We start from the raw sequence: 22309 nt of genomic DNA, 5'->3' as shown, positions 1-22309 counted from the left end.
CCGCGCTTGCCGGCGGCTCAGGTCAGGTCGGTCTCCCAGAACTCCTGCGCGCTGGCCCGGCTCGTGGGGTCCTGACCCGTGCCGTGGGCCTGCTGCTCCCGCCCGCGCAGCTCCACGCGGCGGATCTTGCCCGAGATCGTCTTGGGCAGCTCGGCGAACTCGATCCGCCGGATCCGCTTGTACGGCGCCAGGTGCTCGCGGCAGTAGGCCAGGATGTCCCGCGCCGTCTCCGCGGTGGGCTCGTGACCCGGCGCCAGCACGACGTAGGCCTTGGGCACGGCCAGGCGGGTCGGGTCCGGTGAGGGCACGACCGCGGCCTCGGCCACCGCGGGGTGCTCGATGAGCACCGACTCCAGCTCGAACGGGCTGATCCGGTAGTCCGAGGCCTTGAACACGTCGTCGGCGCGCCCGACGTAGGTGATCCAGCCGCGCTCGTCCCGGCTGGCCACGTCGCCGGTGTGGTAGGCGCCGTCGCGCATCGACTCCGCGGTGCGCTCGCGGTCGCCGTGGTAGCCGACCATGAGCCCGACCGGGCGGCCGCCGGGCCCGGTCAGCCGCAGGCACAGCTCACCCTCCTCCCCGGGCTGCGTGCGCTCCTGCCCTGTCGCCGGGTCGAGCAGCACGACGTCGTAGCCGGGAAGGGGCCGGCCCATCGACCCGGGCACGACCTCCTGCCCGGGGGTGTTGCCGACCTGCGCGGTGGTCTCGGTCTGCCCGAAACCGTCGCGCACGGTGATGCCGAGGGCCGCCCGCACCTGCTCGATGACCTCGGGGTTGAGCGGCTCGCCGGCGCCGACCATCTCCCGCAGCGAGAGCCGGTCCCGCCACGCGGCGAGGTCCTGCTGGATGAGCATGCGGTAGACCGTCGGCGGGGCGCAGAAGGTGCTCACCTGCGCCGTTGCCATCGCCTCCAGCAGTCCCGGCGCGTCGAACCGGGCCTGGTTGACCACGAGGATCGTCGCCTCGGCGTTCCACGGGGCGAAGAACGAGCTCCACGCGTGCTTGGCCCAGCCGGGGGAGGAGATGTTCAGGTGCACGTCGCCGGGTTGCAGCCCTACCCAGTACATCGTGGACAGGTGCCCCACGGGGTAGGACAGGTGGGTGTGCTCGACCAGCTTGGGCTGCGCGGTCGTGCCGGAGGTGAAGTAGAGCAGCAGCGTGTCGTCACCTCGGGTGGGTCCGTCCGGGATGAACTCGCCTGTGAACGAACGCGACTCGCCGTATGCCGTCCAGCCGTTCCCCGCCTCGCCCACCGCGATGCGGGTGTAGTCGCCGGGCACCTGCGCGAACCGGCCGGTGTGTGCCGCGCCGGCGACGACGTGGCGCACAGCCCCCCGCTCGATGCGGTCGACGATGTCCTCGGCGGTCAGCAGGGTCGTCGCGGGGATGATGACGGCACCCAGCTTGGTCGCGGCGAGCATCGTCTCCCACAGCTCGACCTGGTTGCCCAGCATGAGCAGCACCCGGTCGCCCCGGCGCACCCCGAGCGAGCGCAGCCAGGCCGCCACCTGCGCGGACCGCTGCGCCATCTCGGCATAGGTGACCCGGGCCTGGGTGCCGTCCTCCTCGATGACCCACAGCGCGGTCCGGGGCCCGGTCTGCGGCGTGGCGGCGACCGCGTCGAACCAGTCCAGCGCCCAGTTGAAGTGCTCCGGGCGGGGCGGCTCGTAGCCGGCCAGCGCCGCGTCGTAGTCGGTGCGCTGCGCCAGCAGCAGGTCGCGGGCGGCGCGGAAGGTGGTGTGGGCCTCGGCCATGTGCCGACACTAGCCACGACGGCGCGCCGTGGCAGCGTGTGAGCCGCATCCAACCGCGCGGGGCCCAGAATCGTCACAAGGGCATGGAGACGACGACGGCACCCGCCCGGGTGGGCCGTCGCGTCCACCGCCGGGGAGGCGCGCAGGTGCAGTCGGCAGTGACCGAGGCGGCGGTGCGGCAGGTCTACGCCGCCCACTACGGCCTGCTCGCCGGCTGGGCGGCCCGCCTGCTCGGGGACCGCGACCTGGCGCACGACCTGGCGACGGAGGCCTTCGTGCGGCTGATCCGCGACTGGGACCTCGTCGACGAGCCCAAGGCCTGGCTCTACGCGACGACCGCGAACCTGGTGCGTGACCACTGGCGGCGGCGCGGGCGGGAGGCCACGGCATACGACCGGTTCTCCGGCGGACGGCTGCCGCAGGAGGCAACGGCCGGGCCGGACCCGGCCGAGCGGCTCACCGTCCGGGACGCGGTCCTCGCGCTGCCGGACCGGCTCCGGGCCGGGGTGCTGCTCTACTACTTCGCCGACCTGAGCGTCGCCCAGGTCGCCGCGCACCTGGGCCGGTCCGAGGGCGCGGTCAAGCGGGACCTGTTCGACGCACGGGCCCGGATGGCCCGGCTGCTGGAGGGTGTGCGATGAGCGGGAACGAGCCCCGGCCCGGGTCGGTCGAGGAGCTGTTCGCCCGGGAGCGGGCGCTGGTCACGGACCTGCCCGCCGACGAGGAGCGCTGGCAGCGGATCGTGCAGGCGGCGCGGTGGCGCCGCCGCAGCCACCGGCGGCGGTATGCCGGGGCCGCCGCTGCCGTGGCCCTGCTCGCCGCAGGCGTCGCCTGGGCGACCGCGCACGGGACGGGCACCCCGCCGCGTCCGGCGGCGACGACGGTTGCCACCCCCGGGCCCACACAGGCGACCGCGCCGGCACCCAGCACCTCGGCCCCCGCGCCGTCGGCGACGGGCACCGCCGTGCCCGGCCTGGCTCGGGGGGCCGCGGTGCCGCAGGACTTCACCGTGCTCTCGCTGAGCAACGCCGGGCACGGGCACGTCTACGCCATGGGTGACGCCTCGTGCGGGCACGGGGTGCGGTGCCCGGTCCTGGCCGGCTCCACCGACGAGGGGCGCACGTGGGCGGTCGTGCACTCCTTCGACGGACGCACCGTCCCCGACCCCGACGTCGTCGGTGCCTCGGTGCAGCCGGCCGGCGTGCTGAGCCAGGTCCGGTTCGCCACCCCGGAGGTCGGGTGGGTGTTCGGCGGCGGGGCGATGCAGACCCGCGACGGGGGACGCACCTGGGCGCCGTACCCGCACAGCGGTGCCGCGGTCGTGGCGCTCGAGACCGACGGCCAGCAGGTCGTCGTCGTGACCGGGCAGAGCTGCAGCACGGGCTCCTGCTCCGGCCAGCTGACCATGGCCACCGACTCGGTCGCCCAGCCGCACGGGGTGGCTGGGGGTGGCGCGTCGGCCGACCTCGGCCGGGGATGGAACGAGCCGGTGCTCGCGCTCGGGGGCGGCCAGCCCGTGGTCAGCGTCTGGACCCCGGTCGGCGGCGTGCTGCTGCAGGTGCAGGACACCGAGTCGCTCTCACCGGGCTCGCAGGGACCGGTCTGCCGCGGCGGCGGCGCCGAGGTGGTGACCACCGACGCGTCGGCGCACCCCGGCCTGGTCGGGCTGTGCACCACCCAGGGCGCGGCCGGCTCGCTCGGCTACGCCGTCAACACCAGCCCCGACGGCCTGACCTGGAGCGTGGTCGACGCCCAGTCGCTCACGCTGGTCAACGCCGGACACATCGCGCTCGCGGCCGCCGACCGCAGCAACCTGCTCGCCGTCTCCGGCGGGAACCCCTCGATCCACGGCTCCCTGAAGGTCAGCCACGACGGTGGCCACACGTGGGTGGTCCCGGCCGGCGCGCCTCCGATGCCCACGATGGGGTGGCGCTGGGTGGGCGCTCCGGGAGGCGCGACGTTCTACGCCCTCGGCGGCCCCGGCCCGGCGTACTGGGTCAGCCACGACCACGGCGACCACTGGCAGAAGGTGACGATCGGCTGAACCCGTTGCCATGACACGCGATCGTCACATGAGGCATGCCATCCTCTAGTCATGACCGACACGGCCTCCCGTCCCGGCGCCGACCTGGCCCGGTGGGAGGCCGACGTCGTGCTCCGGGACGGCTCGGTGGCGCACGTGCGCCCGATCCGGCCCGACGACGCCGACGGGATCCGCCGCTTCCACGCCCGGCAGTCGCCGGAGTCGATCTACATGCGCTTCTTCGCGCCGATCAAGCAGCTCTCCGAGCGGGACGTGCAGCGGTTCACCCACGTCGACTACGTCGACCGGGTGGCGCTGGTCGCCACGGTGCGCGGGGAGATCATCGGCATCGCCCGCTACGACAAGATCGACGCGACGACGGCGGAGGTGGCCTTCAACATCTCCGACGCCTTCCAGGGCCGGGGCGTCGGCTCGGTGCTGCTGGAGCACCTGGCCGCCATCGCCCACGAGCTCGGGGTCGGCAAGTTCGTCGCCGACGTGCTCCCGCAGAACCGCAAGATGATCGGCGTCTTCACCGAGGCCGGCTACGAGGTCGAGCACCACTACGACGACGGGGTCATCGCGGTCTCCTTCCGGATCGAGCCGACCGAGCAGTCCCAGGCGGTGCGCCTGGCCCGCGAGCACCGCGCCGAGTCGGTGAGCATGCACTCGGTGCTCTTCCCGGACTCGATCGCGGTGGTCGGCGCGAGCCGCCGGTCGGACTCGATCGGGCACCAGCTGCTGCACAACGTCCTCGCCGCCGGGTTCACCGGCCGGGTCCACGCCGTCAACACCGAGGCGCTGGAGGTGCTGGGCCTGGAGTCGCACGCCAAGGTCAGCGACATCCCCGACGAGGTCGACCTCGCCGTCGTGGCGGTGCCCGCGGAGGCGGTGCTCGACGTGGTGCGCGACTGCGCCGACGCGGGGGTCAAGGCGCTGCTGGTCGCCTCGGCCGGGTTCGCCGAGGTCGGCCCGGAGGGGGAGCAGCGTCAGCGCGAGCTGCTGCGCACCGCCCGCGACGCCGGCATGCGGGTCATCGGGCCCAACTCCTTCGGCGTGATCAATTCCCACCCGGCGGTGCGGCTCAACGCCTCGCTGGCGCCGGAGCTGCCACCGCCGGGCACGTTCGGGCTGTTCGCCCAGAGCGGCGCGCTCGGCATCGCGGTCCTCGCCTCGGCCGCCCGGCGCAACCTCGGCGTCTCGGTGTTCGCCTCGGCCGGCAACCGCGTCGACGTCTCGGGCAACGACTTCATGCAGTACTGGATCGACGACGCCGACACCCACGCGGTGGGCCTGTACCTCGAGTCCATGGGCAACCCCCGCAAGTTCAGCCGGATCGCCCGGGCCCTGGCCCTCACCAAGCCGGTGATCGTCGTCAAGTCAGGCATCAGCTCGTATGGCGTGCCTCCGGGTCACCGGGCCCGGCCCACCGGCGTGCCGCCCCAGGCCTTCGACGCCATGCTGCGCCAGGCCGGGGTGATCCGGGTGGAGAACATCCACCAGCTCTTCGACGTGGCCCAGCTCGTCGTCCACCAGCCGCTGCCGCGCGGGCGACGGGTCGCGGTGGTCGGCAACTCCGACGCCCTGGGCGCGCTCACCGCCGAGGCCTGCGTCAGCTGGGGGCTGGAGGTGACGCACGGCCCGGTCTCGCTGCCGTCGGAGGCCACCGCCGAGATGTTCGCCCAGACCCTCGACGCGGCCTTTGCCGACGAGCAGGTGGACAGCGTCCTCACCTGCTTCATCCCGCCCCTGGTCACCCTGGACGCCGAGGTGGTCGACGCCGTCGCCGACGCGGCAGCGCAGTCCCACAAGCCGTGCCTGGCCACGTTCCTCGGCATGCGCGGCGTCACCGAGGCCCTGTCCGCCAAGGAGTTCGACGAGCAGGGGCGGAGGCGGGCCGTGCCGGCATACTCCATGCCTGAGGACGCGGTGCGCGCGCTCGCGGCGGCGACCAAGTACGGCGAGTGGCGGGCCCGCGACCAGGGCCAGCGGGTGGCGCCGGTGGGTATCGACCGGGCAGCTGCGGAGGCGCTCGTCGACGCCGTCCTGACGCAGTCGCCCGAGGGGCGCGCCCTGACGCCCGAAGAGGTCACGGCCCTGCTGGCCGCCTACGGCATCACCCTGTGGCCGACGGTGCCGGTGGCCACCGCCGACGAGGCCGTGGCGGCAGCCTGGCACCTGGGCTACCCCGTGGTGGTCAAGTCGGTGGCGCCCGCGGTGCGTCACCAGCCCGGCATGGGTGGCATCCGGGTCGACCTGCACACCGCTGCCTCGGTGCGGGAGGCGTTCGCCGCGCTGAAGGACCGGCTGGCCGCGCTGTCGGCCAACTCGCTGGTGGTGCAGAAGATGGCCACGCCCGGGGTCTCCTGCGTGGTGAGCACGACCGAGGACCCGCTGTTCGGCCCGGTGGTCAGCTTCTCCGTGGCCGGCCCTCCGACCGAGCTGCTCGGCGACATCGGGCACCGGATCCCGCCGCTGACCGACGTCGACGTGTCCGACCTGATCTCCTCGGTGCGGGCCGCGCCGCTGCTGCACGGCCACCGCGGCGCCACCCCCGTCAACCGGGCCGCCCTGGCAGACCTGGTCGCCCGGATGTCCGTGCTCGCGGACGAGCTGCCCGAGGTCGCCTCGCTCGTGCTCAACCCGGTGATCGCCCACCCCGGCGGGGTGGACGTGGTCGGGGCGGAGGCCATCGTCGCCCCGCCACCGGTGCGCAAGGACACCGACCGCCGCGCCCTGCCCTAGGGACCGCGGCGGCGCCGTGGCCGCACGCCGGGACACCGGCCCGCAGCCACCTGCGAGCCCCGCCGGTCGGCGGGCCCCGCTGACGTGCGCAAGGATGGGCCCATGGCCACACCGACCGAGCACCGTCCCGCCCCCCTCCCGGAGAGCCTCACCCGGGATATCGAGCGGGCCGGCTACTACCCGGCGCTCGTCGCGGACGTGGTGGACTCGGCCCTCGCGGGTGAGCAGGTGGTCTCGCACCTGGTCCACCAGGAGACGACCTTCGACCACGACACCGTGCGCCGGCACATCACCGTGCTGGTGCTCACCCCACGCCGGCTGGTCATCGCCCACGCCGACGACCACCACGGGGAGCACGGCGAGCAGGGCGACGCCGAGGCCGTGGCCACCGCGACCTCCGAGGTCGTGCCGCTCAGCGCGGTCCGTGGGGTGATGCTCACCCACGTCGTCGCCACGCCGGACAGCTACCAGCCCGGGGCCCTGGGCCGCGAGCTCACCGTGACCCTCGGATGGGGCACGGTCAGCCGCGTCGACATGGTCCCGGCCGTCTGCGGTGACCCCTCTTGCGAGGCCGACCACGGCTACGAGGGCACGGTCACCGCCGACGACATCAGCCTGCGGGTCAGCGCCGCTGCCGACGGCCAGCCCGCCCTGGAGCAGGCGATGGCCTTCGCCCGCGCGATGTCGGCGACGATCGGACGCTGAGGAGGGGGACGTTCCGGTGATGGAGGAGGTGCTGCCTCCCCGGTACGACGGGGAGGGACTGGCCGCGGTGCTGCCTGCCGTGGCGCGCTCGCTGGGGGTGCCCGGGGGAGCAGGGGCGCCGACCGGCATGGACCTGCCCGAGGCGCGCCGGGCCGTCGTCGTGCTCGTCGACGGGCTGGGGTACGACCTGCTGCGCCAGCGCAGCGGGCACGCGCCGTTCCTGCGCGGCCTGCTCCCCGCGGCATACCGGCTCACCGCCGGCTTCCCGTCCACGACGGCCACGAGCATGGCGACGTTCGGCACCGGGCTGCCCCCGGGCGCCCACGGGCTGGTCGGCTACGAGGTGCTGGTGCCGGGGGAGGACCGCCTGCTCAACGAGCTGTCCTGGGAGGACGGGCCCGACCCGCTGCGCTGGCAGCCGTCCGAGACGGTGTTCGAGCGGGCCCAGGCCGCGGGCGTGGACGTGACGCGGATCGGGCCGGGCTTCTTCGACGGCTCCGGCCTGACCAACGCCGCCGTCCGCGGCGGCTCGTTCCGGGCGGCGACCTCCCTGGACGACCGGGTCGACGCCGCGCTCGCGGCCGTGCGGGCCAGCCGCCGGGCGCTGGTCTACCTCTACTGGGGCGAGCTGGACAAGGTCGGGCACGTGCACGGCTGCCAGTCCTGGGAGTGGGGCGACGAGCTCGAGGCGATCGACGGGGCGATGGCCCGGCTCGCGGCGTCCGTGCCGCCGGACACGGCGGTGCTGGTGACGGCCGACCACGGCATGGTCGACGCCCCGCACGCCCTGCGCATCGACCTCGGCCACGACGCCGAGCTCGCCGCCGGGATCCGCCACGTGGGCGGTGAGGCCCGCTCGCTGCAGCTGTACTGCGAGCCCGGTGCGGCCGCCGACGTGGTGCAGACCTGGCGTGCGCGGCTCTCCGAGCGGGCGTGGGTGCTCGAGCGGGACGAGGCCGTGGCCCAGGGGTGGTTCGGCCCGGTCGCCGAGCACGTGCTGCCGCGGATCGGTGACGTGGTCGTCCCGATGCGCGACAACTTCGCGATCGTGGACTCGCGCACCGCGCGGCCACAGCTGCTGGCCCTGCTCGGGCTGCACGGGTCGCTGACCCCGGAGGAGGTGTCGGTGCCCCTCCTGCGGGTGCCGGCGCGCGACAACGCATAGGGTTGCGGCTCGTGGCTGAACTCGTCTTCTTCTCCGGCACCATGGACTGCGGCAAGTCCACCCTCGCCCTGCAGATGGACCACAACCACGCCGCCCGCGGGCGCCGCGGGCTGATCTTCACCAAGCACGACCGCGCCGGCGAGTCGGTGCTGTCCTCCCGCCTGGGGCTGTCCACCAGTGCCCTGGAGGTGGAGGACGACCTCGACTTCTGGGACGCCATCGTGGGGCAGGCCACCAACGGCCTGCGCGTCGACTACCTCATCTGCGACGAGGCGCAGTTCTACACGCCCGAGCAGGTCGAGCAGCTGGCCCGGCTGGTGGACGAGATGGGGGTGGACGTCTACGCCTTCGGCATCACCGCGGACTTCCGCACCGCGCTGTTCCCCGGCTCGCGCAGGATGATCGAGCTGGCCGACCGGGTGCAGGTGCTCCAGGTCGAGGCGCTGTGCTGGTGCGGGCAGCGCGCCACCCACAACGCCCGCGTCATCGACGGTGTCATGGTCGTCGAGGGGGAGCAGGTCGTGGTCGGCGACACCGCCAGCACGGACGCCGGGGTGGTGGAGTACGAGGTCCTGTGCCGCCGCCACTACATGCGCCGGATGACCTCCGCCGCCGCGCGGGCAGCCTCCCCGTCGGCCGAGGTGCTCCCGTTCGACCTCGACCTGTGCCCGCTGCCGGTGGTCCCCACCCCGGCCCGGGGCGCCTGAGCCGACCCCCGGGACCTCCGCCTCGACCGCGTCCGGCGGACGGACGTCAGGCTGGTCTCCACGACGATCGTGGAGGGTGGGCGATGACCACAGGGCAACGGGACCGGGTCGCCGCGGCGCTGGCCGCGGCGATGGCGGTGGGCGCGGCGGCGGGGACGGTCGGCCTGTGGGCCGGCAGCATCGACTTCGGCGAGGAGATCACCGCCCGGCTGCCGTGGGGGAGCACGCTGCTGGCCGGCACAGCCCTGCTCGTGGTGGTGGCCCTGCCGATGACCCTGGCCGCCGTGGCCGCCTGGCGTGGGAGCCCCCGGGCACCGGAGCTGCTGCTCCTTGCCGGGCTGCTGCTCGTCGGCTGGATCGTCGTCGAGGTGGCGTTCATCCGGTCGTTCTCGTGGCTGCAGCCGGTCTGCGCCGTCTGGGGCGCGCTCGTGGCCGTGCTCGGCCGGCGGGACCGGGGCCGGGCCCCGGTCCCCGACGTCAGCCCCGGTCGGAGCCCGGGCGCGCGCCGAACATGATGTCGTCCCAGCTCGGGACGCTCGGCCGGCCGCTGCGCCGGGAGGACGCCGACCGGCGCGTCGGCGTCTCCTCACGGGCCGCAGGCTTCTGCGCCGCCTCCGGCTGCGCGTCATCCTCGTCGTCGGGCTGGTCGCCCTCGTCGACCTCGTCGCGGTCGTCCACGGTGTCGGCCTCCAGGGTGGCCGTCGCGTCCGCGACCTCGTCCGGCAGCTCAGTGCCGTCGCCCTCCGGCGGTGCGGCGTCGGAGTCCTCCGGCTCGCCGGTGGGCGTCCCGGGCTGGTCGCCGACGTCCCAGTGCGCGTGGGCGCCGGGGTAGCCGTGGGCCGGTGGGGGCGGCGGCATCGTCGTGGGGTCGTAGGAGATGTGCTCGAGCGGGACGGCCTCCTCCGGGGCGTCCGCGGAGCCGGGGACGTGGGTCGGGGTGACCGGGGAGGCGGTCGGTGCCGGCGGCGGGGTGTCGCGGCGCGGGCCGGGACGGCGGCGGGCCCGGGCGGCGCTGCGCTCACGCATCGCGGTCATGAGGTCGAGCGGCTCGGCGGTCCGCTCGGTCGGCCGACCGGCGGCGTGGACGCCACCTTCGGCCTCGACGTCGTAGACGGTCGTGGAGCGCACCGGGACCGACGCCAGGTGCGGCGCGGGGATCGGCCCGGGCACCCCGGGCTGCTCGTCCTCGCTCAGCCAGCGCGCCTCGTCGTCGACCGCCGTGACCGTGCGGTCGGTGGAGTGGTAGGTCCAGGAGGCCTGGCGCTGGCGCCCGCCGGCGGGGAAGGTCAGCACGACCGTCCACGGGCCCTCGTCGGAGCGCCAGGAGTCCCAGGTCGCGTCCGCCGGGTCCACGCCGCGGCCGCTGAGCCGCTGGCTGACCCGGGTGGCCAGGGTGGGGGCCGCAGCGCCGGCGGAGCCGCCGCGACCGCGCAGGCGCACCTCGCGGGCCAGCCCGGCGACGTGCTCCCGCTCGGCGATGACCGGGCCCTCGTAGCGGCGCACCTTCTCCACCGGCCACCCGGCACGCTCGGCGACCTCCTCCACGGACGCGCCGGCGCGGATGAGCGCCTGCACGTCGCGGGGCCGCAGCCCGCCGTCAACCTCGATCTGCAGCTGGCCCAGCCGGGGACGGTCGCGTCGGACCGCGGCCCGGATCGGCTCGTCGATGCGCACCCGGAAGCGGGTGCCGTCAGCCGCCGCGAGCAGCAGGTGCTCGCCGTCCTCGTGCACGCCGATCAGTCGCAGGTCCTGCATTCGCCTTCTCCCGGTCACCTCCGCCGGGTCCCGTCCATGCCCGGCAGGACCCCGACTCTGCCACCTCGCGCAGCCCGGGCGGAAGCGGCCACGCCGCACGGGTACTTTTGCCTACGACCATGCTCACCCAGGACGCCCAGCTGCAGCTCATCCTCGACCTCGTCGGGGTCTTCGTGTTTGCCCTCTCCGGCGGGCTCGTCGCCGTCCGCAAGCGGCTCGACCTCTTCGGCGTGCTCGTCCTGGCCGGCGCCGCAGCGCTCGGCGGCGGCGTGATGAGGGACCTGCTCATCGGCGCCACCCCGCCGGTCGGCCTCAGCGACTGGCGGCTCGTCGCCACGGCGTCGCTCGCCGGGGTCGTGACGTTCCTGTTCCACCCCGGAGTGGCCCGGATCAGCAAGCTGGTCCGCATCCTCGACGCCGCCGGCCTGGCCGCGTTCGCCGTCGCCGGCGCCCTGAAGGCCCTCGGCGCCGGCGCCGGGCCGATGACCGCCGTGCTCGTCGGTGCGATCACCGCGATCGGCGGCGGGATGCTGCGCGACCTGCTCGCCGGGCAGGTGCCTGAGGTGCTGCGCCGCGAGCTGTACGCCGTGCCCGCCCTGCTCGGTGCCGCGGTGGTCGTGCTCGCCTACCGGATGCACCACCTCACCGAGACGGTGGTGTGGTCGGCCGTGGCCCTGGTCTTCGTCGTCCGGATGACCGCGGTCGTCCTCGACCTCAACGCCCCCACCCCCCTGCGAACCGGAGACTCCGCATGAGCACCCCTGACGCCACGCCAGGCTCCACCGACGCGACCGACGAGCTCGCGCCCTACGACGCCATCCTCCTGCTGTCCTTCGGCGGCCCCGAGGCCCCCGAGGAGGTGATGCCGTTCCTGCGCCGTGTCACGGCCGGCCGCGGCATCCCCGACGAGCGGCTCGAGGCGGTCGCGGAGCACTACCTGCACTTCGGTGGGCGCAGCCCCATCAACGACCAGAACCGCGCGCTGCTCAAGGAGCTGCGCACCGAGCTCGGCCGCCGTGGCATCGCGACGCCGCTGCTGTGGGGCAACCGCAACTCCGAGCCCTTCGTCACCGACACCCTGCGTCAGGCCCACGAGGACGGAGTACGCCGCGTGGTCACCGTGGTCACCAGCGCCTACTCCTCCTACTCGTCCTGCCGGCAGTACCGCGAGGACCTCGCCGCCGCGGTCGGCACGCTCGCCGAGGAGGGCGTCGCCCTCGCGGTGGACAAGGTGCGGCCGTACTGGAACCACCCGGGCTTCAGCCGCGCCAACACGCGCCTGGTCACCGAGGCGGCACGCGGACTGGGCCTGCCCGACGAGCAGGTGCGCCTGGTCTTCGTCACCCACTCGGTGCCCGAGGCCATGGACGACACCTCCGGCCCGGGTGATGGTGAGGGCAACCTGTACCGCCGCCAGCACCTCGACCTGTCCGCGGCGGTCACCGCCGAGGTCAACGCCACCCTGAGCCGGTCGCTGGAGTGGGACCTGGTCTACTGCTCGCGCTCCGGGCCGCCGAGCCAGCCGTGGCTGGAGCCGGACGTCAACGACCACCTCGAGCGGCTGCACGGCGAGGGGGTGCGGGCGGTGGTGCTCGCGCCCATCGGCTTCGTGTCCGACCACATGGAGGTCGTGTTCGACCTCGACACCGAGGCCGCGGAGACCGCCGAGCGGCTCGGGCTGCGCCTGGTCCGGGTGCCCACCGTCGGCACCGACGCGGAGTTCGTCAGCGGTCTGGTGGACCTCGTCCTCGAGCGCGCCGCCCTCGCCCGCGACGAGGCGGTGGTCCAGCCGACGTGGCCGGGCAGCGACACCCGGCCGGTGGTCTGCCGTCCCGGCTGCTGCCCCAACCTGCGGGTGGCCAAGCCGGCGCTGTGCGGGAGCGACTGATGGCCGGCGCGACCCTCCCCGAGATGCCGGAGCTGCCCGAGGGCCTGGACCTCGCCGCCCTCGAGCGCCTCGCCGTCGACACGGCCCACGAGGCGGGCCGGTTCATCGTGGACGAGCGCCCCGGCGGCCTCGGCGTGGCGCAGACCAAGAGCAGCGCCACCGACGTGGTCACCGTGATGGACCAGGGCTGCGAGAAGCTGCTGCGCGCGCTGCTCGGGGCAGCCCGTCCCGACGACGCGATCCTGGGCGAGGAGGACGGTGCCACCGACGGGACGAGCGGCATCACCTGGGTGGTCGACCCGATCGACGGGACCGTCAACTACCTCTATGAGATCCCGGCGTACTGCGTCTCGGTCGGGGCCGTGGTCGGCGACCCCACGCGGCCCGGTCACTGGCGCCCTGTCGCCGGCGCGGTCTACAACCCGGTCAGCGGGGAGATGTTCCACGCCCGGCTCGGGGGAGGGGCGCACCTGGTCGACGCTGCCGGGCAGCGCCGTCGGCTGCGAGCGGGCGAGGTCGGCACGCTCGGCCAGGCCCTGGTCGCCACCGGATTCGGCTACCGCGCCGAGGTCCGGCGCGCGCAGGCGGCGGTGCTGGCCGAGCTGATCCCGCACATCCGCGACATCCGCCGGGCCGGGAGCGCCGCGCTGGACCTGTGCGCCGTGGCCGCGGGTCGCGTCGACGCCTACTACGAGCGCGGGCTGAACCCGTGGGACCTCGCCGCCGGGTGGCTGGTGGCCACCGAGGCCGGGGCGGTCGTCAGTGGCCTGCCCGGCCGGCCGCCGGCCAAGGAGCTGGTGGTGGCCGCCGGGGCGCCGCTGGCAGCGGCGCTCGGCGCCCGGCTGGCCGACCTGATGACCGTCGCGGACTGACCCACCCCCATCGGTATGCCGTGGGGCGGCTCGCGCGCCCCGGCATACCCGGGACATGAGGAGAGGCCGGTGGCCGGGCGTCGTGCCCGGCCACCGGCCTCTCCTCGTGACGGCGGCGCAGCCTGCGTTCAGCTGGCGGCTCGCTCGTCGGGGGCGTACTCCGCCAGCTCGGGGACGTGCAGGCCGTGCTCCGCGGCCAGGTGGGCCAGTGACTCGAGCTCTCCGACCCGCACCTCCACCAGGTAGTCGTCGCCACTGCGTCGGGCGGCCTCGAGCGACTCGAGGGCCTGCTGAACCCGTTCGCGGATCTCCGCGTGGAACTCAGTCATGTCCACCTCCCGTGGTGTCTTCGGCGCGCTGACTCTACGAGGTGACCCGGTCGGGGTTGCCAATCGCGTCGCTGATCTTTGCGCTAACAATCCGTAAAGAGATCGCCAACACGGCTCCCTGACCTGCATCGTTGTGCGCTGTTGTGGGTCTGGTCACATTCGCGACCGCTGCATCGGGGGGCGGGCAAGGGTCCGGGGACGCGGCCACGCCACACCCGTATCACCCCGGTGCATGACCCGGGGGAGGGGATGAGGCACAATCCGCCGCGCAGGTGGGCACAAATCCGGGACCTTCTGCGTTAACCCCGCTGCCACCCACCAATCAGACTTTCTGCACCACCGGACAGACCTCCAAGGAGAGCGACACACCCCATGGCGACTGACTACGACGCGCCACGCAAGAACGACGACGAGGAGTCTGCGGACTCCATCGAGGAGCTGAAGTCCCGCCGCGTCGACAAGAGCTCCTCGAGCGTCGACGTCGACGAGACCGAGCAGGCCGAAGGCTTCGAGCTGCCCGGCGCCGACCTCTCCGGTGAGGAGCTGTCGGTGCGGGTGCTGCCCCGCCAGGCTGACGAGTTCACCTGCTCGCGCTGCTTCCTCGTGCACCACCGCAGCCAGCTGGCCAAGGAGGTCGGCGGGCTCCCGGTGTGCAGCGAGTGCGCAGCCTGAGCCGGGATCACTGACGGCACAGCCCGATAGGGTCGGTCCCTGTGACTGACCCTTCGCGCGTCCCGGTGCTCCTGCAGCGACTCGACCCGCAGCTGCCGCTGCCGGTCCGGTCCCACCCCGGCGACGCCGGGGTGGACCTGCATGCGCGCCGGGACGCGACGCTGCCCCCGGGCGGTCGAGACCTGGTCCCGACCGGCATCGCCGTGGCGCTGCCCGAGGGCTACGCCGCGTTCGTCCACCCCCGATCGGGGCTGGCGGCCCGGCACGGCATCACGATCGTCAATGCACCGGGCACCGTCGACGCGGGCTACCGCGGCGAGATCCTGGTGAACCTGCTCAACACCGACCCCGAGCGCCCGTTCACGGTGCATCGGGGTGACCGCATCGCCCAGCTGGTCATCCAGCAGGTCAGCGTCCCCCGGTTCATCGAGGTCGACTCGCTCCCGGGTAGCGCACGAGGGGAGACTGGGCATGGGGCCAGTGGCGGGTTCTCCGCACCCCCGCCCCACGACATGAAGGACGAGGACAACCAGTGAGCCTGTTCCGCCGCGGCAACAAGGCCGCGTCACCCACCGGTAGCGACGCCGTCGAGCCCGAGGTCACGCCGGCGGACGAGGCCCGCCTCGACGAGACGGGCGCCGACCAGTCCGGCAGCCCCCAGCCGATCGGCACCGCCGGCCCCTACGACCGCGGCCAGGTGCCCGGCCCCGAGGGCCGGCTCGACCTCGGCTCGCTCTGGGTGGCCGGTGTGCCCGGCATGGAGCTGCGCCTGGAGGTCGACGACGAGACCCAGAGCATCGTGGGCGTGACCGCGGTGCTCGGGGAGTCGGCGGTCCAGCTGCAGGCCTTCGCGGCGCCGCGCTCCGAGGGCCTGTGGGAGGAGATCCGCCGGGAGATCGCCTCCAGCATCACCCGTCAGGGCGGCACCGCCGACGAGGTCTCCGGCCCGCTCGGCGCCGAGCTGCAGACGCGGATGCCGGGCCAGGCGCCCGACGGTCGCACCATCTACTCCCCGGCTCGCTTCCTCGGGGTCGACGGCCCGCGCTGGTTCCTGCGCGCGGTGCTCAGCGGCCGTGCCGCGGTCGACCAGGATGCCGCCACGCCGCTGATCGAGATGGTCCGCGCGACGGTCGTCGTCCGCGGCGACGAGGCCATGGCGCCCCGGGACCTGCTGCCGTTGCAGCTGCCGTCGGAGGAGCAGCACACTGGTGACCAGGCCCAGGAGCCGCCGGCGACGGAGGACTTCACCCCCTTCGAGCGCGGCCCCGAGATCACCGAGATCCGCTGAGAGCGAGGTGGCCGTCACCATGACCGAGGCCGAACGCGCGCGACCCCGCGAGGAGTCCGGCCTGCTGCACCGCCTGACCGCGCGCCTGACCAAGAGCCAGGCCGAGCTCGATGCCGGTGAGCTGCAGGCAGACGCCGACCGGCTCGGGGGCACGCCGATCGCCGACCTCGTCGACCGCCAGACCGCCAGCGTCTGCGGTTCGGTGCGCAGCGTGACCCTGCGCCCGCGGGTCAACGTGCCGGCCCTGGTGGCCGAGCTCTACGACGGCAGCCAGCGGCTCAACCTGGTGTGGCTGGGGCGCCGCGAGATCAAGGGCATCGAGCCCGGCACCTACCTCACGGTGCGCGGCCGGGTCACCTTCCAGCGCGGGGTGCCGACGATGTTCAACCCCGCCTACGACATCAAGCCGACCCGTGGCCACTGACCCGACCAACCCGACCGCGGTGCCCGAGCCTGCCGACGCGCCCACGGTCGAGGAGCTCATCCGGGCGCGGCTCTCGGCCGCGGTCGGCGGCCTGCGCGGCTCGGTCGAGGCCGCCCTGCCGACGGTCGCGTTCGTCGCCGCCTGGGCGTGGCGGCATGACGTCATGACGGCGGTCGTCGCCTCCGCCGTGCTGGCGGTGGTGCTGCTGCTGGTGCGCCTCGTGGCGCGCCAGACCCCCCGCTACGTCTTCGGCTCCGTCCTGGCCACGGCGGTGGCCGCCGCGTTCGCGCTGCGCAGCGGGCGCGCCGAGGCCGCCTTCCTGCCGGGCATCCTCACCAACGCCGGGCTCATGCTCATGGCCCTGCTGTCGGTGGTCACCCGCTGGCCGCTGGTCGGCTTCGTGGTCGCCGCGGGGGACCCCCGCATGGCCGAGGACCCCACGGCGTGGCGCCGCGACGCCGGCCTGGTCCGGGTGTGCCAGCGGCTCACGCTGGTCCTCGTGGGGCTCTACGCCCTGCGCCTGGTCGTCATGGGCCCCCTGTATGCCGCCTCGCAGGTCACCCTGCTCGGCGTCGCCAAGCTGGTGCTCGGCTGGCCCGCCTACCTCGCCGCCGTCGCAGTGATGGCCGCGATCCTCATGCGTGGGCGCACCCGGGCCGCCGCCGAGGACCTCGCGGCCGGGGCGCGTCCCACCGACTGAGCCACCCGACCCAGCCACCCGGCACACACCGGACACGACGAGGGGGCGGCCGCACATCGCGGCCGCCCCCTCGAGGTCTGTGTCCGGGTCCGGTGGTCAGCCCTCGGCGCCGCGCGGCACCCGGTTGCCAGGGCTGAGCATCGCCTCGAGCGCGTCCTCGACCTCGGGGGTGGTGAGGAAGAGCAGCTCGTCGTGGGCCTCGACCGAGTCGTCGCGGCTGGGGGCGATCGGGTGGTCCTCACGGATGATGCCCACGAGCACGCTGTCACCGGGCCACGGGATGTCACCGACCCGCTTGCCGGCGAACGGGCTGTCCGGCGGCAGGGTCAGCTCGACCATCGTGGCGGTGCCCTGCTGGAACTGGAAGATGCGGACCAGGTCGCCGACGCTGACCGCCTCCTCGACGAGTGCCGTCATGAGGCGCGGCGTGGACACGGCCACGTCGACACCCCACGCCTCGTCGAACATCCACTCGTTCTTGGGGTTGTTGACCCGGGCGACCGTGCGCGGCACGCCGAACTCGGTCTTGGCCAGCAGCGAGACGACCAGGTTGGCCTTGTCGTCACCGGTGGCGGCGACCACGACGTCGCAGTCGGCCAGCCCGGCCTCGTGCAGGGCCGTGATCTCGCAGGCGTCGGCCAGCAGCCACGAGGCCTCCGGCACGCGCCCGGCCTGGACGTCGTCGGCGTCCTTGTCGATGAGCAGCACCTGGTGCCCGTTGTGCAGGAGCTCCCGGGCGATGGAGCGGCCGACGCTGCCGGCGCCGGCGATGACTACGCGCATGGTGGGCGTGGGTCCTTTCTGGGGCGGGCGCTCAGTGGGCGGGCGGCGGCTGGTCGAGGGTCTGCTCGACGCTGGTGAGGGTGCCGGTCGTCGTGACCAGGTGGACGATGTCGCCGTCCTGGTAGACGGTGTCGGCGGCCGGGAGCAGGCCCTCACCGAGGCGGGTCAGGTAGGCCACCCGCGCACCGGTGACCGACTCCAGCTCGGTGATCCGGCGGCCGACCCAGCCGGCGTGGACCGGGACGTCGGCGATGAGGATCTGGCCGCTGGGGTCGGTGTGCTCCGGGACCGAGCCCTGGGGGAGCAGCCGGCGCAGCATCTGGTCGGCCGTCCAGCGCACCGTGGCGACGGTGGGGATGCCGAGCCGCTGGTAGACCTCGGCGCGGCCGGGGTCGTAGATGCGGGCGACGACGTGCTCGACGCCGAAGGTCTCGCGGGCCACCCGCGCGGCGAGGATGTTGGAGTTGTCACCGTTGCTCACCGCGGCGAAGGCGTAGGCGTCCTCGACGCCCGCCTCGCGCAACGTGTCGCGGTCGAAGCCGACCCCGGTGACCCGCTTGCCCTCGAACGTGCTGCCCAGTCGCCGGAACGCCGTGCTGTTCTGGTCGATGACGGCCACGTCGTGGCCCTGGCTCTCAAGGCTCAGGGCGAGCGTCGAGCCGACCCGGCCGCAGCCCATGATGACGAAGTGCACGCGCCGACGCTACACCGGAGGGGGTGCGGGCCGCGCAGCCCGGCCAGAGCGCCCTAGAGTTGCGACGTGCCCACCACCGGTCGTGTCCTCAAACGCCTCCTCGTGGGTCGCGCCATGCGCAGCGACCGGCTCGGTGAGACCTTGCTTCCCAAGCGGATCGCGCTCCCGGTCTTCGCCAGTGACGCGCTCTCCTCGGTGGCCTACGCACCGGACGAGATCTTCCTGACCCTGGCGGTGGCCGGCGGCGCCTTCGCGACGACCCACTCCTGGCAGATCGGCCTCGGCGTCGTCTTCGTCATGCTGGTCGTCGTCGCGTCCTACCGGCAGAACGTCCACGCCTATCCTTCCGGGGGTGGTGACTACGAGGTCGCCACCGTCAACCTCGGCCCCCGCGCCGGGCTCACCGTGGCCAGCGCGCTGCTCGTCGACTACGTCCTGACCGTCGCGGTGTCGATCTCCTCCGGGGTGCAGAACGCCGCGGCCGCGATGCCGTTCCTGCGCGGCCACGAGATGCCGATCGCCATCGCCCTGGTCGTCCTGCTGACCGCCATGAACCTGCGAGGGGTGCGCGAGTCGGGCTCGGCGTTCGCGGTCCCGGTCTACGCGTTCATGTTCGGCATCATCGGCATGGGCCTGTTCGGCTTCGCCCGCGCGGCGTTCGGTCACCTGCCCCAGGCCGAGAGCGCGAGGTTCACCCTCCTGCCCGAGCCCGGCTCGGGCGGGATCATGGGCTTCGCCGCGATGTTCCTGCTGCTGCGCGCCTTCTCCTCCGGCTGTGCCGCGCTGACCGGCGTCGAGGCGATCTCCAACGGCGTCCCGGCCTTCAAGAAGCCCAAGAGCAGCAACGCGGCCACGACCCTGCTGCTCATGGGAACGATCGCGGTCACCATGCTCATGTCGATCATCACGCTGACCCGGATGACCGGCATCAAGTACGCCGAGAACCCCGCCACCCAGCTCTGGATCAACGGCCACCCGGTGGGCCCCGCCTACCAGCAGGACACGATCATCGGCCAGCTCGCCAAGACGGTCTTCTCCGGCTTCCCGGTCGGCGTGGTGTTCGTCTCGATCGTCACCGGCATCATCCTCGTGCTGGCCGCCAACACCGCCTTCAACGGCTTCCCTGTGCTGGCCTCGATCCTGGCCAAGGACGGCTACCTGCCCCGCCAGCTGCACACCCGCGGCGACCGCCTCGCCTTCAGCAACGGCATCCTCATCCTCGCCGGTGCCGCGGCGTTCCTGATCTTCATCTACAACGCCGAGGTCACCAAGCTCATCCAGCTCTACATCGTGGGCGTCTTCGTCTCGTTCACGCTGAGCCAGACCGGCATGATCCGGCACTGGAACCGCCACCTGCGCACCGAGCGCGACCCCAAGGTGCGGGCCCGGATGATGCGCAGCCGCATCATCAACAGCATCGGCGCGGTCATGTCCGGCACCGTCCTGCTCGTCGTCCTGGCCACGAAGTTCGTCAAGGGGGCCGGCTACGCGATCGCCGCCATGGTGGTGCTGTACGTCCTCATGCAGGCCATCTCCCGGCACTACCGGCGCGTCCGCGAGGAGCTCCACGTCGCCGAGACCGACTCCGACGCCCAGCTGCTGCCCTCGCGCGTGCACGCCGTCGTGCTGGTCTCCAAGATCCACAAGCCGACGCTGCGGGCCCTGGCCTATGCCCGGGCCACGCGGCCCTCGGTGCTGGAGGCGATCACCGTCAACGTCGAGCCGGACGAGACGAGGTCGCTGCAGCAGGAGTGGGACCGCCGCGACATCCCGGTGCCGCTGAAGGTGCTCGACTCGCCCTACCGCGAGATCACCCGCCCGGTCGTGGACTACGTCAAGTCGGTCCGCCGTGGCAGCCCGCGCGACGTGGTCATGGTCTACATCCCCGAGTACGTCCTCGGGCGTTGGTGGGAGCAGGTGCTGCACAACCAGAGCGCCCTGCGCCTCAAGGGACGCCTGCTGTTCACCCCTGGCGTGATGGTCGCCAGCGTCCCGTGGCAGCTGCGGTCCTCCGAGGGTGTCGAGGACCGCCTCGACCGGCCGCGCGCCGGCTCCATCCGGCGGGGCTCGTGACCGAACGCGCGCAGGGCGGCTCCCTGGTCGGGGTGCAGTTCGTCGTCGAGGTCGGCCCGGTCGCCCACGGTGGGCACTGCGTCGCGCGGCACGACGGGCGGGTGGTGTTCGTCCGCCACGCGCTGCCGGGGGAGCGGGTCCGGGTCGAGGTCACCGAGGGCAAGGAGGGCGACCGCTTCCTGCGCGGTGACGCCGTCGAGGTCCTGCAGCCCTCGGCGCACCGGGTCACCCCACCCTGCCCGTTCGCCGGGCCGGGGCGATGCGGCGGCTGCGACTTCCAGCACGCGGACCTGGCCTACAGCCGCGAGCTCAAGGCGGCCGTCGTGGCCGAGCAGTTCCAGCGCCTGGCCGGCCTCACGGTCGACGTCCCGGTGGAGCCGGTGCCCGGCGACACCGAGGGCCTGCGCTGGCGCACGCGGGTGGAGTTCGCCGTCGACACGGACGGGCGTCCCGGGCTGCGCAAGCACCGCTCGCACGACGTCGTCCCGGTCGACGACTGCCTCATCGCCACGCAGGAGGTCGTCGACAGCGGCGTCCTGGAGCGGACCTGGCGCGGGTCGACCGCCGTCGACGTGATCGCCCCCAGCGCCGGACCCGGTGTGGTGACCGTGCTGCTCCCGACAGGGGAGAAGGCCGCGCCGCACGTGCGCGAGCACGTCGAGGCGGGTGGCTGGTCGGAGGACTTCCGCGTCGGCGCCCGCGGCTTCTGGCAGGTGCACCCCGGAGCCGCCTCCACCTTCGTCGGCCACGTCCTCGCCGAGCTGGCCCCGCAGCCGGGGGAGCGGGCGGTCGACCTGTATGCCGGGGTAGGCCTGTTCGCGGTCGCCCTCGCCGACGCGGTGGGGGAGGACGGAGCGGTGCTCGCGGTCGAGTCCGACGAGCGCGCCGTGCGGGACGCCCGGCGCAACGTGCACTCCCGCCCGCAGGTGGAGGTCCGGCGCAGCCGCGTCGACCGGGCCCTGCGGCCGCTGCTGCAGCAGCAGGTGAGCGCCGACCTGGTGGTCCTCGACCCGCCGCGCACCGGCGCCGGGCGCGACGTCGTGCGCGAGGTGGCCGCGCTGCGGCCGCGGCTGGTCGCCTACGTCGCGTGCGACCCGGCCGCGCTCGCCCGGGACGTGGCCTACGCGCGCGAGGCGGGCTACGGCATACGGTCGCTGCGGGCGTTCGACGCCTTCCCGATGACCCACCACATGGAGTGCATCGCCATCCTCGAGCCGCTCGCGGCGGAGGACGGGCAGTGAGCGGCGACAGCGCCTTCGGCTACCCGGTCGACGTGCGCTTCTTCGAGGTCGACTCCCTCGGCGTGGTCTTCAACATGTGGTACCTCGGGTGGTGCGACGAGGCCATGAGCGCCTACCTGGAGCACCTCGGCCACGGCTACCGCACGCTGCGGGAGTCCGGCTACGACGCCGTGCTGCGCCGGGCCGAGCTGGACTGGGTCGACAGCCTCCAGGCGTTCGAGTCGGCCCGGGTGCGCGTGCGCGTGGAGCACATCGGCTCGACCTCGTTCCGGCTGGGCTACGACATCGAGCGGACCAGCCCGGGGGAGCGGGACGGGCAGTCGTGCGCGCACGTGTCCATCACCTACGTGTGCGTGACCGTCGCCGACCGGGCCAAGGCGCCGATCCCCCTTGGCCTGCGCACGGCGCTGGAGCAGGATCGGTCGGGTCAGGGGGTCGACCCCGCTGTCCCGGCCCGACCGACGTGTGGTTAGATATCTTGACGTCAAGAT

General features: G+C 73.7%; 23 protein-coding genes. 18 read left to right on the top strand and 5 right to left on the bottom strand.

The genetic code is table 11. The features are described 5' to 3' along the window. Positions 1-17: 17 nt before the first annotated feature. Entirely contained in the window at positions 18-1754 is a 1737-nt protein-coding gene (locus FB474_RS09335; RefSeq protein WP_141788390.1) for an AMP-binding protein, read from the bottom strand. Positions 1755-1837: 83 nt separating this feature from the next. Here FB474_RS09335 and FB474_RS09330 point away from each other — a divergent pair, with 83 nt between their 5' ends. From FB474_RS09330 to FB474_RS09300, 7 genes are all read left to right on the top strand, one after another. Continuing rightward, a complete protein-coding gene (locus FB474_RS09330) occupies positions 1838-2395 on the top strand; it encodes an RNA polymerase sigma factor (protein WP_141788389.1) in 558 nt (185 codons plus the stop codon). After that, the gene (locus FB474_RS09325; RefSeq protein WP_141788388.1) at positions 2392-3798 is read left to right on the top strand and encodes a hypothetical protein; all 1407 of its coding nucleotides are present in this window, start codon (positions 2392-2394) and stop codon (positions 3796-3798) included. Before FB474_RS09330 ends, FB474_RS09325 begins: the two co-directional genes overlap by 4 nt. Positions 3799-3849: 51 nt before the next feature. Further along, positions 3850-6522 (top strand): bifunctional acetate--CoA ligase family protein/GNAT family N-acetyltransferase, encoded by a 2673-nt coding sequence (locus FB474_RS09320; protein WP_141788387.1) that lies wholly within the window; start codon positions 3850-3852, stop codon positions 6520-6522. Positions 6523-6624: 102 nt separating this feature from the next. Next, entirely contained in the window at positions 6625-7227 is a 603-nt protein-coding gene (locus tag FB474_RS09315; protein ID WP_141788386.1) for a DUF5998 family protein, read from the top strand. Positions 7228-7246: 19 nt separating this feature from the next. Then, on the top strand, positions 7247-8392 hold the full coding sequence (locus FB474_RS09310; protein WP_141788385.1) for an alkaline phosphatase family protein: 1146 nt from the start codon (positions 7247-7249) through the stop codon (positions 8390-8392). Between the two features lie 11 nt (positions 8393-8403). Then, positions 8404-9099, top strand: a complete 696-nt coding sequence (locus FB474_RS09305; RefSeq protein WP_141788384.1) for a thymidine kinase — start codon at positions 8404-8406, stop codon at positions 9097-9099. An 83-nt stretch (positions 9100-9182) separates the two neighbouring features. Then, the gene (locus tag FB474_RS09300; RefSeq protein ID WP_141788383.1) at positions 9183-9614 is read left to right on the top strand and encodes a hypothetical protein; all 432 of its coding nucleotides are present in this window, start codon (positions 9183-9185) and stop codon (positions 9612-9614) included. Here the strand turns inward: FB474_RS09300 and sepH are convergent. Further along, positions 9577-10854, bottom strand: coding sequence for a septation protein SepH (gene sepH, locus FB474_RS09295; RefSeq protein ID WP_141788382.1), 1278 nt, complete (start codon positions 10852-10854; stop codon positions 9577-9579). The two genes, FB474_RS09300 and sepH, sit on opposite strands and share 38 nt — an antisense overlap. 119 nt (positions 10855-10973) lie before the next feature. On the opposite strand from sepH, the gene FB474_RS09290 reads away from it, so the two are divergent. The 3 genes from FB474_RS09290 to FB474_RS09280 are packed head-to-tail and all read left to right on the top strand — an operon-like array spanning position 10974 to position 13614. Then, positions 10974-11609 carry a trimeric intracellular cation channel family protein gene (locus FB474_RS09290; protein ID WP_141788381.1) on the top strand — a complete coding sequence of 212 codons (636 nt, stop codon included), beginning with the start codon at positions 10974-10976 and terminating at the stop codon, positions 11607-11609. Beyond that, a complete protein-coding gene (locus FB474_RS09285; protein WP_141788380.1) occupies positions 11606-12742 on the top strand; it encodes a ferrochelatase in 1137 nt (378 codons plus the stop codon). Before FB474_RS09290 ends, FB474_RS09285 begins: the two co-directional genes overlap by 4 nt. After that, a complete protein-coding gene (locus tag FB474_RS09280; protein ID WP_246092111.1) occupies positions 12742-13614 on the top strand; it encodes an inositol monophosphatase family protein in 873 nt (290 codons plus the stop codon). The genes FB474_RS09285 and FB474_RS09280 overlap by 1 nt, the downstream gene beginning before the upstream one ends. Positions 13615-13742: 128 nt before the next feature. On the opposite strand, the gene FB474_RS09275 is transcribed toward FB474_RS09280, so the two are convergent. After that, entirely contained in the window at positions 13743-13943 is a 201-nt protein-coding gene (locus FB474_RS09275; RefSeq protein ID WP_141788379.1) for a hypothetical protein, read from the bottom strand. 372 nt (positions 13944-14315) lie between these two features. On the opposite strand from FB474_RS09275, the gene FB474_RS09270 reads away from it, so the two are divergent. The 5 genes from FB474_RS09270 to FB474_RS09250 are packed head-to-tail and all read left to right on the top strand — an operon-like array spanning position 14316 to position 17027. Beyond that, entirely contained in the window at positions 14316-14615 is a 300-nt protein-coding gene (locus FB474_RS09270; protein ID WP_141788378.1) for a DUF4193 domain-containing protein, read from the top strand. 41 nt (positions 14616-14656) lie between these two features. Further along, entirely contained in the window at positions 14657-15151 is a 495-nt protein-coding gene (gene dut, locus FB474_RS09265) for a dUTP diphosphatase (protein WP_141788377.1), read from the top strand. Next, positions 15148-15903, top strand: coding sequence for a DUF3710 domain-containing protein (locus FB474_RS09260; RefSeq protein WP_141788376.1), 756 nt, complete (start codon positions 15148-15150; stop codon positions 15901-15903). Before dut ends, FB474_RS09260 begins: the two co-directional genes overlap by 4 nt. Before the next feature lie 19 nt (positions 15904-15922). Beyond that, complete coding sequence (locus tag FB474_RS09255; protein WP_141788375.1) at positions 15923-16327, top strand: OB-fold nucleic acid binding domain-containing protein; 405 nt, start codon at positions 15923-15925, stop codon at positions 16325-16327. Continuing rightward, positions 16317-17027 (top strand): DUF3159 domain-containing protein, encoded by a 711-nt coding sequence (locus FB474_RS09250; RefSeq protein ID WP_246092110.1) that lies wholly within the window; start codon positions 16317-16319, stop codon positions 17025-17027. The genes FB474_RS09255 and FB474_RS09250 overlap by 11 nt, the downstream gene beginning before the upstream one ends. Positions 17028-17123: 96 nt before the next feature. On the opposite strand, the gene FB474_RS09245 is transcribed toward FB474_RS09250, so the two are convergent. Beyond that, a complete protein-coding gene (locus FB474_RS09245; RefSeq protein WP_141788374.1) occupies positions 17124-17810 on the bottom strand; it encodes a potassium channel family protein in 687 nt (228 codons plus the stop codon). A gap of 31 nt (positions 17811-17841) precedes the next feature. Next, positions 17842-18504 carry a potassium channel family protein gene (locus tag FB474_RS09240; RefSeq protein ID WP_141788373.1) on the bottom strand — a complete coding sequence of 221 codons (663 nt, stop codon included), beginning with the start codon at positions 18502-18504 and terminating at the stop codon, positions 17842-17844. 114 nt (positions 18505-18618) lie between these two features. On the opposite strand from FB474_RS09240, the gene FB474_RS09235 reads away from it, so the two are divergent. The 3 genes from FB474_RS09235 to FB474_RS09225 are packed head-to-tail and all read left to right on the top strand — an operon-like array spanning position 18619 to position 22291. Beyond that, positions 18619-20577, top strand: coding sequence for an APC family permease (locus FB474_RS09235; protein WP_141789903.1), 1959 nt, complete (start codon positions 18619-18621; stop codon positions 20575-20577). After that, on the top strand, positions 20574-21818 hold the full coding sequence (locus FB474_RS09230) for a class I SAM-dependent RNA methyltransferase (protein ID WP_221632492.1): 1245 nt from the start codon (positions 20574-20576) through the stop codon (positions 21816-21818). The genes FB474_RS09235 and FB474_RS09230 overlap by 4 nt, the downstream gene beginning before the upstream one ends. After that, on the top strand, positions 21815-22291 hold the full coding sequence (locus FB474_RS09225; protein ID WP_141788372.1) for an acyl-CoA thioesterase: 477 nt from the start codon (positions 21815-21817) through the stop codon (positions 22289-22291). The genes FB474_RS09230 and FB474_RS09225 overlap by 4 nt, the downstream gene beginning before the upstream one ends. Positions 22292-22309: the final 18 nt, after the last annotated feature.

Source organism: Oryzihumus leptocrescens (assembly GCF_006716205.1).
Lineage (GTDB): Bacteria > Actinomycetota > Actinomycetes > Actinomycetales > Dermatophilaceae > Oryzihumus > Oryzihumus leptocrescens.
The sequence above is the reverse complement of the archived record's forward strand: the minus strand, read 5'-3'. Positions and strand labels throughout refer to the sequence as shown.